This window comes from Streptomyces sp. NPDC059256, assembly GCF_042753785.1.
Taxonomy (GTDB): Bacteria; Actinomycetota; Actinomycetes; order Streptomycetales; family Streptomycetaceae; genus Streptomyces.
In genome coordinates, this window is the sequence record NZ_JBHYZO010000012.1 from 65,103 (window position 1) to 77,322 (window position 12,220).

At 69.4% G+C, this 12,220-nt stretch carries 15 protein-coding genes and 6 tRNA genes; 12 read left to right on the forward strand and 9 right to left on the reverse strand.

The genetic code is table 11. From position 1 onward, the window contains the following. Positions 1-38: 38 nt before the first annotated feature. Positions 39-851 (forward strand): RNA methyltransferase, encoded by an 813-nt coding sequence (locus tag ACFXJL_RS23795; protein ID WP_358882113.1) that lies wholly within the window; start codon positions 39-41, stop codon positions 849-851. Positions 852-900: 49 nt separating this feature from the next. Here the strand turns inward: ACFXJL_RS23795 and ACFXJL_RS23800 are convergent, their stop codons facing one another. Then, on the reverse strand, positions 901-2,076 hold the full coding sequence (locus ACFXJL_RS23800) for a serine/threonine-protein kinase (RefSeq protein WP_329016038.1): 1,176 nt from the start codon (positions 2,074-2,076) through the stop codon (positions 901-903). A 400-nt stretch (positions 2,077-2,476) separates the two neighbouring features. On the opposite strand from ACFXJL_RS23800, the gene ACFXJL_RS23805 reads away from it, so the two are divergent. The 4 genes from ACFXJL_RS23805 to ACFXJL_RS23820 all read left to right on the forward strand — a co-directional run bounded on the left by ACFXJL_RS23805 (position 2,477) and on the right by ACFXJL_RS23820 (position 4,843). Next, entirely contained in the window at positions 2,477-2,767 is a 291-nt protein-coding gene (locus ACFXJL_RS23805) for a hypothetical protein (protein WP_358882114.1), read from the forward strand. Between the two features lie 155 nt (positions 2,768-2,922). Further along, on the forward strand, positions 2,923-3,129 hold the full coding sequence (locus tag ACFXJL_RS23810) for a hypothetical protein (protein WP_358882115.1): 207 nt from the start codon (positions 2,923-2,925) through the stop codon (positions 3,127-3,129). A 379-nt stretch (positions 3,130-3,508) separates the two neighbouring features. Then, positions 3,509-4,501 (forward strand): phosphotransferase family protein, encoded by a 993-nt coding sequence (locus tag ACFXJL_RS23815; protein WP_384695456.1) that lies wholly within the window; start codon positions 3,509-3,511, stop codon positions 4,499-4,501. A 63-nt stretch (positions 4,502-4,564) separates the two neighbouring features. Continuing rightward, a complete protein-coding gene (locus ACFXJL_RS23820) occupies positions 4,565-4,843 on the forward strand; it encodes a zf-TFIIB domain-containing protein (RefSeq protein ID WP_358882117.1) in 279 nt (92 codons plus the stop codon). 127 nt (positions 4,844-4,970) lie between these two features. Here ACFXJL_RS23820 and ACFXJL_RS23825 read toward each other — a convergent pair. The 5 genes from ACFXJL_RS23825 to ACFXJL_RS23845 all read right to left on the reverse strand — a co-directional run bounded on the left by ACFXJL_RS23825 (position 4,971) and on the right by ACFXJL_RS23845 (position 5,423). Beyond that, positions 4,971-5,045 (reverse strand) — tRNA-Val (locus ACFXJL_RS23825). A 28-nt stretch (positions 5,046-5,073) separates the two neighbouring features. Continuing rightward, positions 5,074-5,145, reverse strand: a tRNA-Val gene (locus ACFXJL_RS23830). A gap of 21 nt (positions 5,146-5,166) precedes the next feature. Then, positions 5,167-5,238 (reverse strand) — tRNA-Val (locus tag ACFXJL_RS23835). A 1-nt stretch (position 5,239) separates the two neighbouring features. Beyond that, positions 5,240-5,313 (reverse strand) — tRNA-Cys (locus tag ACFXJL_RS23840). A gap of 37 nt (positions 5,314-5,350) precedes the next feature. Then, positions 5,351-5,423, reverse strand: a tRNA-Gly gene (locus ACFXJL_RS23845). 187 nt (positions 5,424-5,610) lie between these two features. Here ACFXJL_RS23845 and ACFXJL_RS23850 point away from each other — a divergent pair. From ACFXJL_RS23850 to ACFXJL_RS23860, 3 genes are read left to right on the forward strand one after another with little or no spacing between them, the layout of a single operon-like run. Then, positions 5,611-6,702, forward strand: a complete 1,092-nt coding sequence (locus ACFXJL_RS23850; protein ID WP_384695460.1) for a chorismate-binding protein — start codon at positions 5,611-5,613, stop codon at positions 6,700-6,702. A gap of 22 nt (positions 6,703-6,724) precedes the next feature. Continuing rightward, positions 6,725-7,558, forward strand: a complete 834-nt coding sequence (locus tag ACFXJL_RS23855) for an aminotransferase class IV (RefSeq protein WP_384695463.1) — start codon at positions 6,725-6,727, stop codon at positions 7,556-7,558. Positions 7,559-7,618: 60 nt separating this feature from the next. Further along, on the forward strand, positions 7,619-8,458 hold the full coding sequence (locus tag ACFXJL_RS23860; RefSeq protein WP_358882120.1) for a GNAT family N-acetyltransferase: 840 nt from the start codon (positions 7,619-7,621) through the stop codon (positions 8,456-8,458). A gap of 153 nt (positions 8,459-8,611) precedes the next feature. Here ACFXJL_RS23860 and ACFXJL_RS23865 read toward each other — a convergent pair whose 3' ends face one another. Then, positions 8,612-9,130, reverse strand: coding sequence for a DsbA family protein (locus ACFXJL_RS23865; RefSeq protein ID WP_358882121.1), 519 nt, complete (start codon positions 9,128-9,130; stop codon positions 8,612-8,614). 335 nt (positions 9,131-9,465) lie between these two features. Here ACFXJL_RS23865 and ACFXJL_RS23870 point away from each other — a divergent pair, with 335 nt between their 5' ends. Beyond that, positions 9,466-9,909: a hypothetical protein gene (locus tag ACFXJL_RS23870; RefSeq protein WP_384644408.1), complete on the forward strand. Its 444-nt coding sequence runs from the start codon at positions 9,466-9,468 to the stop codon at positions 9,907-9,909. Positions 9,910-10,090: 181 nt separating this feature from the next. Continuing rightward, positions 10,091-10,243: a hypothetical protein gene (locus ACFXJL_RS23875; protein WP_329016008.1), complete on the forward strand. Its 153-nt coding sequence runs from the start codon at positions 10,091-10,093 to the stop codon at positions 10,241-10,243. A 12-nt stretch (positions 10,244-10,255) separates the two neighbouring features. Here ACFXJL_RS23875 and ACFXJL_RS23880 read toward each other — a convergent pair whose 3' ends face one another. Continuing rightward, complete coding sequence (locus ACFXJL_RS23880; RefSeq protein ID WP_358882123.1) at positions 10,256-10,813, reverse strand: CGNR zinc finger domain-containing protein; 558 nt, start codon at positions 10,811-10,813, stop codon at positions 10,256-10,258. A 161-nt stretch (positions 10,814-10,974) separates the two neighbouring features. Further along, positions 10,975-11,388, reverse strand: coding sequence for an SsgA family sporulation/cell division regulator (locus tag ACFXJL_RS23885; RefSeq protein ID WP_003959770.1), 414 nt, complete (start codon positions 11,386-11,388; stop codon positions 10,975-10,977). Between the two features lie 190 nt (positions 11,389-11,578). On the opposite strand from ACFXJL_RS23885, the gene ACFXJL_RS23890 reads away from it, so the two are divergent. After that, positions 11,579-12,082, forward strand: coding sequence for a TIGR02611 family protein (locus tag ACFXJL_RS23890; RefSeq protein ID WP_358879236.1), 504 nt, complete (start codon positions 11,579-11,581; stop codon positions 12,080-12,082). Between the two features lie 55 nt (positions 12,083-12,137). Continuing rightward, positions 12,138-12,209, forward strand: a tRNA-Val gene (locus ACFXJL_RS23895). Positions 12,210-12,220 lie beyond the last annotated feature (11 nt).

Below are 12,220 nucleotides of genomic sequence, written 5' to 3' on the forward strand. Positions count from 1 at the left end.
CATCGGCCGCCCCTTTTCCAAGAAGGCAGTACACCCCCGTGGCAGACCTGATCACCGTCGACGACGCCGATGACCCCCGGCTGAGCGACTACACCGATCTCACCGACGTGGAACTGCGCCGCAGGCGCGAACCCGCCGAAGGACTGTTCATCGCCGAAGGCGAGAAGGTCATCAGACGGGCCCGGGAAGCCGGTTACACGATGCGGTCGATGCTGCTCTCCGCGAAGTGGGTGGAACCCATGCGAGACGTCATCGACGAGCTCCCCGCCCCCGTCTATGTGGTCAGCCCCGACCTCGCCGAACGCGTCACCGGCTACCACGTGCACCGCGGTGCGCTCGCCTCCATGCAGCGCGAACCGCTGCCCACCCCCGCTGAACTGCTCGCCGGAGCCCGGCGCGTCGTGGTGATGGAATCGGTCAACGACCACACCAACATCGGGGCCATCTTCCGTAGTGCAGCCGCTCTCGGCATGGACGCGGTACTCCTGTCACCGGACTGCGCCGACCCGCTCTACCGACGTTCCGTCAAGGTGTCCATGGGCGCGGTCTTCGCCGTCCCCTATGCCCGGCTCGACGTCTGGCCCGCGGGACTGGAGGCCGTACGCCAAGCCGGCTTCCGACTCCTCGCCCTCACTCCGGACGACAGCGCCACCGCCATCGACGAGGCCGCACCGCACCGGGAGGAACGCGTCGCGCTGATGCTCGGCGCGGAAGGGGACGGACTGTCCCGACGGGCCCTGGCCGCCGCGGACGACCGCGTCCGCATCCCCATGGCCCACGGCGTCGACTCCCTCAATGTGGGCGCTGCCGCAGCCGTGGCGTTCTACGCGGTGGCCACCGGCACCTCGTGACAAGGCGGTGCCATGTGACAAGGCGGGATGCCGTCCCGGGGCGGAGTGCCTACAACTGCTGGGCCGCGGCGATGCCCAGCGCGACGATCAGCGTCACCACGCAGAAGACGACGATCCGCTGACGCAGCAGTCGGGGGTTGGCCGGTCGCCGTCCGGTCGATGTCGTCCGCACCCCCGAACGCGGGCCACCGCCCTGTCCGTTCGTCCGGGATGCGCCCCGCTGGGGCTGCGGCCGAGTGCCACCCGTGCGCGAGGGCTGCGAGCGTGGCCCGCTCCCGCCGGCGGTACGCCGCTCGGGGCGCTCCATCCGCTCGGTCCGATCCACCCGCCCGGGATAGCGGGAGGTGGGTCGGTCGGCGTCGATCCGCTCGCGCTGCGGTACGGGCCGGGCCTCCGGCAGCCCCTGCGCCTCACGGGCCGCGATCTCCTTGAGCCGCATCGACAGCTGGAGCGTGCTCGGCCGTTCTTCGGGATCCTTCGCCAGACACGCCCGCAGCAGCGGTGCGAGCGCATCCGGTACGCCTTCAAGGTGCGGCTCCTCGTGCACCACCCGGTAGAGCATGACCTCCGAGCCGCCGTGCCCGAACGGGGAGTCCGCGGTCGCCGCGTACGCGAGGGTCGCCCCCAGCGCGAAGACGTCCGTCGCCGGAGTGACCGCGACCCCGCGCACCTGCTCCGGGGCGAGGAATCCGGGCGAGCCCACGGCGGTGCCCACATGGGTGAGCGTGCTGGCGCCGGTCGCCCAGGCGATGCCGAAGTCGATGATCCGCGGGCCCTTGGGCGAGAGCAGGATGTTCGACGGCTTGAGGTCCCGGTGCACCACCCCTGCCTCGTGCACGGCGACGAGGCCCTCAGCGAGCGCTGAGCCGATCGCGGCGACCTCGGCGGCCTGGAGCACCCCCTCCTCGGCCACCTTGTCGTGCAGGGAGGGACCGGGCACGTACTGGGTGGCGAACCACGGCCGCTCGGCTTCCAGGTCGGCGGCCACCAACCGGGCGGTGCAGCCGCCGCGGATACGTCGAGCGGCCGAGACCTCGCGTGCGAAACGCGAGCGGAACTCCTGGTCCTCGGCCAGGTCCGGCCTGATCACCTTGAGCGCGACCCGCTGACCGCGCCGGTCCGAGCCCAGATAGACGACCCCCATGCCGCCTGCGCCCAGTCGTCGGTGCAGTCGGAACGAGCCGACGACACGCGGGTCCTCGCGCCGGAGCCGCATCATCGCCATGTCCGTCCCCTACCTAGGAGTGGGGAGACCCCACTCCTACCTCGCGGTGTGCAGCAGCCCACTCGATTGCCTCGCGGTGGGTGACCCACCTCGATCGCCTCGTGCGGGCGGTCCACCCGATGCCTCGTGGCGGGCGGCGCCCACCCCTGCCGAGCGGCGGAGCCGAACCCCGCCCTGTACCAACGGGCGGGGAGCCCCACCCTGTTGCCTGACCGTCCAGTTTTTGCCGTGGCACAGCTTACGTACCGTCGCCCCGGTGCGCTCATAGGCCGCGCCCTCGTCGGGTGATGGATTGTCAGTGCTGGATGGGAGACTTGAAAAGAGGTCAGGGGACAGATGATCCGAAGCCCCTGTCCGATGCGAGATCTCAACGGACCATCGCTGAAGGGGGATTGGATCAATGAAGGGTGACCGTGTGGAGATAGTGGTGGACGCCGGGGACACCACACGTACGTACGAAGTCGTGGCAAGCCGGGCAGGTCGTCGTGTGGAGACGGCCGTGCGTCGAGGGGTGGTGGAAGTGAGCGAAGTCACCCGAAACGGCTCGGTGGTGCGGACGGCCCGATTCATGGCCGCCCGCGTGCTCGCTCTGGTGGAGCAGCCCGTGCCCAGGGACGACGCATCGGAGCGTCCCCTCCGGGAAGACCCCAAGTCCCTGCCTCTTGTCTCCACCCAGGGGAGTACGTCCTAGTCGCTCGGCTCATCCTCCGGGAGGCCAGCCAATGGGTACGCGGGCATGACGTCCTGGGCTTCTCGAATGCCTAGTGTTGAAGTCAAGCGGCGGGTGCAGCACTCGTCCCCCGAGGTCAGACACCCGCCGCTGTCAAAGACGAACAGGAGAGGGACATGGCGGACACGGCATCGCGGACCATGATCCGCACGCAGGGACGCAGGGCTTCCACCGCGTTCGGCGGCCGGCCGTCCGGACATCGCCACCCCCTGGTGGCGACGGCCATGGTCCTTCCCCTCGCAGCACTGCTGGTGGTCGCCTTCGGCGGCTGGGAAGCAGTGGTCACACAGGCGTCGTCCGTGGGCGTGATGCTGGGGCGCTGAAAGGCGCCCCGGACCCGGAAGAGCGGTCCGGGTCGGGGACATCCGGCCAAAACCCCGTGGGGACGGGGGTGCGGCGGACGGCAGCGATCGGCCGGTTAGCTGGGGAGCTGACCGGCCATCGCGCTGCCCGGTACTTTTCTCGGCCCCTCATTGACCGGCCCTCATTGACCGGCTCCGTAGTGACCTGCGCTGTTGCCTCCCGCCCCCGTGAGGGCTCCTATGAGGCCCCTGCCCGAGCCCGGCCCATCTGCGGATGGCCGACGACCCGAGCCGCCACCCGGGGCCTCCATCCGTCATGGCCCCCGGCGCAACAGCCCCCGATCCGGTCCCGACGGCCGCGTAAGCTCCCCACCAGGGCACGGAGCCGCTGGGGGGAAACATGATCACGACCGTCATCGGCGAGCTCGTCGAAGCCGCCCGGGCCGCGGCCCACCCAGCCGGAGCCCCCGCCGACTGCCCCGGCTGCACCCATCCACCGGATGTCCTCGCCGACCGCGACGACGGGACCGTCGTACGCCACGGCCCAGCCGTCGCGAAGGCCCATGCGCCCGCCACCGACCTGCCCGGTCATCGGTCCAGGGTCGCTGTCGCGGCGCACCCCCTGCTCCAAGGGATTCTGCTGCCCCCACTGCCGCTGTCGTTGCCGCAGCCAAGGTCCCCAGGGCGCCCGATCACCGTCTGGCCCTACGGGACGCCCGTCGACCCGGTTGATCCACAGACCGCGCCCTGGGAGGAGGCTGCCGTTCTCCTGGCCCGGCTCCACGCGGTCGAGTCCGCCGCTCTGCCCGACGTTCTTCCGCCCATGCGGGGCCCCGCCAAAGTGGCCCGCGCGATGCTACGGATGCGTGGCGCGGCAACCTCGGAACACCCGCGCTTCGCCGCCGTGGTGGAACGGGCGTGGGAGAGTCTGCCCGCCTGGGCCCGAGGTGAGGCCCCCGCGCCCCTGAGCACCACGGTCTGCCATGGCGATCTTCATCTGGGGCAGCTGGTGCGTCACCCCGCCACGACCGGCCCCTGGCTGCTGATCGACATCGATGACCTCGGTCTGGGCGATCCGGCCTGGGACCTGGCCCGCCCTGCCGCCTGGTTCGCCGCGGGGCTGCTGTCCCCGGAGATCTGGCAGCGGTTCCTGGGCGGCTATGCGGACGCGCGGGGAACCGCTCTCGTCGGACCGGATGGCGCGGTGGTCGCAGATCCCTGGCCCGTGCTGGATGTCCCGGCTCGGGCGTTGACCGTACAGACCGCGGCGCTCTCCCTGGTCAAGGCGACGGCGGAGCGCCGAGCTCCGGATGAGGTGGATGAGGCGATGGTCGACGCATGTGCCCGAATTGCTTCGCTCCCAGCGCAGTTGGAGTCCGTGCGTCCGGCGTAGGCTGCTGTCGTCGCCGGGATCATGCCGGCGGTAGGAGCGAAAGGCAAGGAGCTGAGCCTCACGATGCAGTGTCCCAAGTGCCATGCAGCGATGCACACCTACAACCGCAACGGCATCCAGATCGAGCAGTGCAGCGGCTGCCGGGGGATATTCCTCGACTACGGCGAGCTTGAGGCGCTGACGCGCCTGGAGTCGCAGTGGACCCAGCCGGCTCCTCCTCCGCCGCCTCCGGCGCACGGTGCGCCGCACGCCCCGGCCTGGGGTGCCCCGCAGCAGCACCACGGCGGCCACCACGGCCACCACCGTCAGCGCGGCTTCGGCCGGATGCTCTTCTCCTCCTGAGGTCCCGGACGAGCTGAGCGTCTCCGGGCGCCGGCGCCCTCGTGGGTCGAGCGGCGCCGGGCCAGCCCCGGGAACGACCCGACGACGAAAGAACCCCCGGCCAACTGATGCGGCCGGGGGTTCTGACTGGTGCGCGATACTGGGATTGAACCAGTGACCTCTTCCGTGTCAGGGAAGCGCTCTCCCGCTGAGCTAATCGCGCAGATGAGACTGCGTGTGGTGCACTTGCGTGCGCGATACTGGGATTGAACCAGTGACCTCTTCCGTGTCAGGGAAGCGCTCTCCCGCTGAGCTAATCGCGCGGAGAATCCAGAAGGATCCAGTGGACGATACTGGGATTGAACCAGTGACCTCTTCCGTGTCAGGGAAGCGCTCTCCCGCTGAGCTAATCGTCCTTGGAGGTGGAGACGGGATTTGAACCCGTGTAGACGGCTTTGCAGGCCGTTGCCTCGCCTCTCGGCCACTCCACCCGGAGTGTTGCGGGGGTCGGGAAGATCCCCCACGTCGAGCGGACGACGAGATTCGAACTCGCGACCCTCACCTTGGCAAGGTGATGCTCTACCAACTGAGCCACGTCCGCTTGTCATTTCCGACCCGATGATGCGGTCGGCGACGTGGTGAACTCTAGCGGATTCCTGAGCCAGCACAAAAACGCGTTTCCGCAGCGTGCTGACTTGTATTCACTCCGCAGTGGTCGGCCATCACCGGTGTTCGCGGCAAGAGTGCCGGTCAGGGGCTCGGCCGGCACCGGTCATACACTCGCAGACGTGCACCACCTCGCTCCGCTGGCCCGCTTCGGCCGGCTCATCGCCACCGACCTCAGGGACGTCACCAGTGACCCCGCGGCTTTGGACTCCGCCGGCTTCTGGGCCGTCGCCGCCGACTTCGAGGGCGGTCTGACCTGCGCACGCTTCGGCGATGTACGAACCGAGCCGGTGCCACCCCCGACGGCAGGCCGCTGGCGCGGGCCCGCGGCACACCACTGGACGTCCTCGCTGAACCGGGCAGAGTACATCGCCGGCGTACGTCGCATCCGTGAGCACATCGCCGCGGGTGAGGTGTATCAGGCCAATCTCTGTAGGGTCCTCTCCGCGCCGCTGCCCGACCCGGCCGCCGCCGATGTCGACGCCCTGACCTCGCTGCTGGCCATGGGCAACCCTGCCCCCTATGCCGGAACGATTCGCCTGGCTCAGCACGGGGTGGAGATCGCGACAGCATCACCCGAGCTCTATCTCCGTCGCCAGGGAGATTTGGTGGAATCCGGCCCGATCAAGGGCACCGGGCGAACGGTCGATGACCTCCTGGAGAAGGACCACGCCGAGAATGTGATGATCGTCGATCTGGTCCGCAACGACCTGGGACGGGTCTGCGCCACCGGCACGGTGACCGTTCCGCAACTGTGCGCCGTCGAGTCCCATCCGGGCCTGGTCCACCTGGTGTCGACCGTGCGCGGCGAACTCGGCCCCAAGGAGGGGTGGCGGGATCTGCTCCATGCCACCTTCCCGCCCGGTTCGGTGACCGGCGCCCCCAAATCGAGTGCGTTGACCATCATCGACGCCCTGGAGACCGCGCCCCGCGGGCCGTACTGCGGTGGCATCGGCTGGGTGGACGCCGACCGGGGCACGGGCGAGCTCGCGGTCGGCATACGCACGTTCTGGATCGACCGGGCCCCCACCGACTCCCACGACTCCCACGATTCCGACGACTCCGGTGGCTCCCGCACGGGCGCTGTCCTGCGCTTCGGCACGGGGGCGGGCATCACCTGGGGCTCGGACCCCGAGCGGGAGTGGGCCGAGACCGAACTCAAAGCTGCCCGGCTGCTCGCGATAGCGTCGAGCCCGGACGAGCGGGACGAATGAGACCAGCGGAAGGACCAGCGAGATGAAGCTTTGGGTCAACGGTGGATTGCGGGACGCCGATGAGGCCCGGGTGTCCGTGCTCGACCACGGCCTGACCGTGGGCGACGGCGTCTTCGAAACCCTGAAGACGATTCACGGCCAACCCTTCGCGCTCACCCTCCATCTGGAACGCCTCAGCCGCTCGGCCGCCGGCCTGGGACTGCCCGAGCCCGACCACGACGAGGTGCGCCACGCCTGCGCGGCCGTACTCGCCGCCAACCCCCAGGACCGGGGCCGGCTGCGGATCACCTACACCGGTGGACTGTCGCCCCTCGGCTCGGACCGCGGCACCGCAGCGCCGACCCTGGTGGTCGCCCTGGGCGAGAGCAAGCCCCCGTCGGCGACGACCGCGGTGATCACCGTCCCGTGGACCCGCAACGAACGGGGAGCGGTCACCGGATTGAAGACCACCTCCTATGCGGAGAACGTGGTTGCCCTCGCCAAGGCCGCCGAGAACGGCGCGTCCGAGGCGCTGCTGGCCAACACCGTAGGACAGCTCTGCGAGGGCACGGGCTCCAATGTCTTCGTCGTCGTCGACGGCGAACTGCACACCCCACCGATCTCCTCCGGCTGCCTCGCGGGCATCACCCGAGCCCTGGCCGTGGAGTGGACCGGTGCCCATGAGACCGATCTCCCGTTCGACGTACTGGAGCGGGCGGACGAGGTCTTCCTCACCTCCAGCCTGCGTGATGTCCAGGCGGTCCACCGGGTGGACGGGCGACGTCTCGACGACGCTCCGGGACCGGTGACCGCCAAGGCGATACGGGTCTTCGAGGAGCGCGCGGGCGCCGACGCCGATCCGCGCATCGGCCAGTGATGTGAGGTTGACCGGTCAAACCCCGTGACGAACGGCCGCGCGGCAGGTACAACACCCCTGATGACCACCACCCTGCGGCCGACCGGGCCGCTTCAGCACGAGGCGGACGGTACGCGGTCACGCGCCTACGAGGTCTGCGTCAACAGCCGTGCCGTCGGGACCATCGAGATCGCCACCTCGGTCTCACTCGGCCCCACGGCCGGCACGATCCGCTCCCTGCACATCGACGGTCCCGACCGCGGGCGCGGCCGGGGCACCGTCGCCGCGCTCGCCGCCGAGGAGGTGCTGCGGAGTTGGCGGTGCAACCAGATCCAGGTCTCGGTCCCTCCCCAAGCCGTCGAGGCCACCCGACTGACGACAGCACTCGGCTATGTCGAACGCAGTCGCAACCTGTCCAAGGTCCTCACCGAGGAGCCGCCCGCCCTGCCGCAGGCACTGAGCGTCCGTCCCATGACCGACGACGAGTACGCGTCGTGGTCGCGAACGGGGCTCCAGGAGTACGCGCGCAACTGGGCGGATCGGGGGTTCTCCCCCGAGGAGGCCCGTGCGAAGGCCGAAGCCGACCTGGCCACGGCCCTACCGGACGGCCTTGCCACCGCCGATGCCCGGTTGCAGGTCCTCATCGGCGAGGGTGAGACCGTCGGACTTCTGTACCTGGGACAGCGCGAGGTGAGACCTGGTGAGCACGGTGCCTTCGTCTATGACGTGGAGGTCGGGAGCCGATGGCGGGGGAGGGGCTACGGACGGGCCCTGATGCTGCTCGCCGAACGGGGGGCCTGGGAGGATGGGACCCGCATCATCGGGCTCCACGTCTTCGCGGGCAACACTCCGGCACTCGCGCTCTATGAGTCGCTCGGCTATCGCACGGACACGGTGAACTTCGCGAAACCGCTGCTCTAGTCGGGATGCCGGGGCCGACGTATTCCCTGAACGGGGTTGCCGGGCGGCGCTGGGCCCGATCGACCGTCGTCCGGTGATCGCGCCGCCTATGTGCCAGCGGCGCGATCCCGGTACCGGAAGGGGCGGGCGCCCCCGCGTACCGCCGGATCCGCGCTATGCGGACGGCTCCGCGGCGATCAACCGGGTGGCGATCTCCGCGATGCGCGTCCGCAGCCCTTCTTGGCTCTTGCCGCCGTCGAGCCGCTCGCCGTCGATCACATAGGTCGGGGTGCCCGTCACGCCGATCGCCTTGCCCTCGGCCTGGTCGGCGTCGACGATCAGCAGATGCCGACCGTCGATGAGCGCGGTGTCGAACTCATCGGCATCCAGACCCAGTTCGCGGGCGGTCCGCAGCAGGAACTCCTCACCGCCCTTGTCGAGGTCCTCGACCCGGGCCAGCACCGCTTCGTAGAACTCGCGGCCCTTGCCCTGGTCGACCGCCTCTTCGGCGGCCTGGGCTGCGGCGTACGCATGGCGGTGCTTCTCCAGGGGGAAGTGCCGCAGCCGCACGTCCAACCGGTCGCCGAAGCGCTCCCGCAGGGCTCGGACGTCATCCAGGGCGGTCCGGCAGTCGGGACACTGGAGATCGCACCAGACATCGAGGACGACGGGTTGGGGTGTGGGCTCGCTCATGGGGCCAGTCTCGCAGTTCCCGCCGGGCACACCCAGTCGGCCCCGGGCAGTACCCGACGGGGAGCGGGGTCGCCCCCAGGTTGCAGGGGGAAACCATGGCCGGGTGCAGCGGGCCACGGACCTCGGGAGGGCCGGCCAACGGCCTCGGACGGGGCGCCTGCCGTGTACCCGCCAAGATCCAAAAAGGGGCCCAGGCCCCGACCTGGGGATGATCCTGCCCCGGAGATCACCCGGAGATCTTGACCAAGTGGCTTCCGGCCATGGCCTGCGACCCATCCGTCGGTGCAGGATGGAAGGGACGTAACCGCAGATGCCCGCCCTAGCAGGAGGACCGGATGATTGCCGAGACCATATGCTCCGCGGTGTCCGCGGCGGGCCTGGGCATCGCCGCGATCACGGCGTACCGCAAGCGTTTCCTCGCGGCGACCCGAATCGCCGCGTACTCCCTGGTACCGCTCGGCCTGGTGCTCACCGGTGCCGTTCAGTGGGCCGTCGACACCGCGTTCAGCTTCACCGCCTGGATCGGCTTCGGGCTGTTGGGCGGTGCCTGGCTGCTGCTGTTGGCCACCCGGGCGGTCGAGCGTCGCTCGGGTACGACGCGCAAGGAGCGCAAGGCTGCCAAGGCGGCACAGCGGGAAGCGGTCGCCCCGGCGGCTTCCGCCCCGTCCCTGGGGGCAGGCGCCCGCCCGACCGCGCGACCCACAGCGAAGCCCAAGGGAAGCGCCGCGACCGATGATTTCAGCGATATCGAGGCGATCTTGAAGAAGCACGGCATCTGAGCGATCCGTCGTACCGAGCCATCGGCGCATTGCGCGAAACCCCCGGTCAAGGGAGCTGTGCGGGTGCTTTCCGCAGGGGCTGGGGCGTTGCAGGGCGCGGTCAGTCGTGGGGTGAACTCCCGCCATGTGCATGCGTGTTGGGTGATCATGCGGAGGCGGGCTGCGTCATGATCGCCCCGAGATGGTCGATACCTCACGGGGGGAAGTCCCCGCATCGGAAGAGCAGCCGCGAGGCTGCCTCTTCGCGCTCTCCCAGCCGCCTTTGATGATCTTCCTCACGGTGATCGGCGTGCTGCTGCTGATGGCGTCGGTGCACGATCTGTTCCTGCTGTGACGCGCGCCCGCTTCAGCTGGCCGCTTCCCGCCGTCGGGCTCGGTACGCAGCCACATGGAGCCGGTTCCCGCAGGTGCGGCTGTCGCAGTAGCGACGTGACCGGTTGCGTGAGAGGTCGACGAAGGCCCGCCCGCAATCCGGGGCCTCGCAGTGTCGCAACCGCTCCTGCTCGCCCGCGACGACGATGAAGGCCAGCGCCATTCCGCCGTCGGCCGCCAGGTGGTCGGCGACCGAGGCACCCGGGGCGAAGTAGTGGACGTGCCAGTCGTAGTTGTCGTGGTTGGTCAGTTGGGGCGTGGTCCCCGCAGCCGCCACCAGGTCATTGATCAGTTCGGACGCCGACTGGCTGTCGGAGGCGGCGAAGATCTCGGCGAACCTGGTCCTTACGCCCTGGACCGACTTGAGGTCGCGTGCGTTCAGGACGTTCACACCGCTGATGTCGTGCCCCCGGACGAACTCTTCCAGCGCGGCGATGTCGGCGAGCCCGTCGCCCTGGTCGCCCTCCGGCGCTGTGTTCACCAGATCGACGACCATGTCGAGGGCAATCCTGGTGTCGTGGGGGATCAGCAAGATTCGCTCCCTGGCCTGCTGCGGGCCGGTCCCGCCGAATTGCGCTGAACTCTAGCGGTTCACGTCACAGCAGATCGGCACAGCAGATCGGCGCCGTGGGGGATGGTCCGCGCGGCGCCGTCTCCCCGAGTAGGACGGCGCCGTGCAGCTCTCGGCCTGGCTCAGCTCTCCGCCAGGATGTGGGAGAGCTCCGTGTCGAGGTCGAAGTGACGATGCTCGGTGCCGGGCGGCACCGCTGCGTCCGTTCGCTTCAGGAACGACTCCAGGGCCCGCGCCGGGGCTTCGAGCAGTGCTTCGCCCTCCGGGGAGCTCAGTGCGATACAGACGACGCCCTGGCCGTGACTGCGGGATGGCCAGACTCTGACGTCGCCCGTGCCGGTGGGCCGGTGCAGCCCCTCGGCGAGGAGGTCGCGGGCGAACACCCATTCGACCGTCTCTTCGGCTCCGGTGTGGAAGGTGGCGTGCACGGCATAGGGATCGGCCGTGTCATACCGCAGGCCCGCGGGTACAGGCAGTGAAGACTCGCTCGATACAACGAGGCGCAGGTGCAGCTCGCAGCTGACCGTGGTGTTCATAAGCGCCAGGGCCTTTCGCTCAGTGTGCGCTCGGGGATTCGCACGTCGGCGAAATCGACATGCCACCTACGGTGCCGTTGTAAACCCCTCTGAGGGATTTGGGTACCTTTAGGTACCTCGTATGGCGGAGTGATTCTTCGTTCCCTGGGACCATTCCGGTGACTCCGCAGCGTCCGGTAAGTTTGCTGCCATGAACACGGGGAGTAACGGTACGGAGGTCGCGGTGGCGACTGAAGAGGGAAAGCCCGATGACGGTGCAGGGCCGGTCGACCCGGCCGGCACCGCCGATGTCGGGGGCAAGGCCGAGGAGGGCACGACCGAGTCCCTCCTCGGCTCGCGTGCGCCCGATTTCATCAAGGCGCGCAAGACCCTGCATCTGAGCTGGCAGGTCGGCGTCTTCGTCGTGGGGCTCGCCGTGGTGGGCGCCGGTGCGGCGATGCTCGTCCTGCCGGGGCCCGGCTGGCTGGTGATCTTCGGCGGTATGGCGATCTGGGCGACCGAGTTCGTCTGGGCACAACTCGTCCTGCGCTGGACCAAGCGCAAGGTCAGCGAGGCGGCCCAGCGCGCCCTCGACCCGCGGGTGCGGCGCCGGAACCTCATCCTGACCACGATCGGTGTGGTCATCTGCGCCGTGGCCGCCGGCGTCTACCTCTGGAAGTTCGGGCTGATCATGCCCTGGAAGATCGAGCAGTGACCGGAAATCCGGTCGGGAGCGCCCGCTGACATGGGGTAATGTTTGCGGTGCGCCGGGGCGATTAGCTCAGTGGGAGAGCGCTTCGTTCACACCGAAGAGGTCACTGGTTCGAACCCAGTATCGCCCACCCGGATCGAA

Coding starts and splice junctions, on each gene's coding strand:
- ACFXJL_RS23800 (WP_329016038.1), bottom strand. CDS start 2,076: ATGGCGATGATGCGGCTCCGGCGCGAGGACCCGCGTGTCGTCGGCTCG.
- ACFXJL_RS23805 (WP_358882114.1), top strand. CDS start 2,477: ATGAAGGGTGACCGTGTGGAGATAGTGGTGGACGCCGGGGACACCACA.
- ACFXJL_RS23810 (WP_358882115.1), top strand. CDS start 2,923: ATGGCGGACACGGCATCGCGGACCATGATCCGCACGCAGGGACGCAGG.
- ACFXJL_RS23815 (WP_384695456.1), top strand. CDS start 3,509: ATGATCACGACCGTCATCGGCGAGCTCGTCGAAGCCGCCCGGGCCGCG.
- ACFXJL_RS23820 (WP_358882117.1), top strand. CDS start 4,565: ATGCAGTGTCCCAAGTGCCATGCAGCGATGCACACCTACAACCGCAAC.
- ACFXJL_RS23855 (WP_384695463.1), top strand. CDS start 6,725: ATGAAGCTTTGGGTCAACGGTGGATTGCGGGACGCCGATGAGGCCCGG.
- ACFXJL_RS23860 (WP_358882120.1), top strand. CDS start 7,619: ATGACCACCACCCTGCGGCCGACCGGGCCGCTTCAGCACGAGGCGGAC.
- ACFXJL_RS23865 (WP_358882121.1), bottom strand. CDS start 9,130: ATGAGCGAGCCCACACCCCAACCCGTCGTCCTCGATGTCTGGTGCGAT.
- ACFXJL_RS23870 (WP_384644408.1), top strand. CDS start 9,466: ATGATTGCCGAGACCATATGCTCCGCGGTGTCCGCGGCGGGCCTGGGC.
- ACFXJL_RS23875 (WP_329016008.1), top strand. CDS start 10,091: ATGGTCGATACCTCACGGGGGGAAGTCCCCGCATCGGAAGAGCAGCCG.
- ACFXJL_RS23885 (WP_003959770.1), bottom strand. CDS start 11,388: ATGAACACCACGGTCAGCTGCGAGCTGCACCTGCGCCTCGTTGTATCG.
- ACFXJL_RS23890 (WP_358879236.1), top strand. CDS start 11,579: ATGAACACGGGGAGTAACGGTACGGAGGTCGCGGTGGCGACTGAAGAG.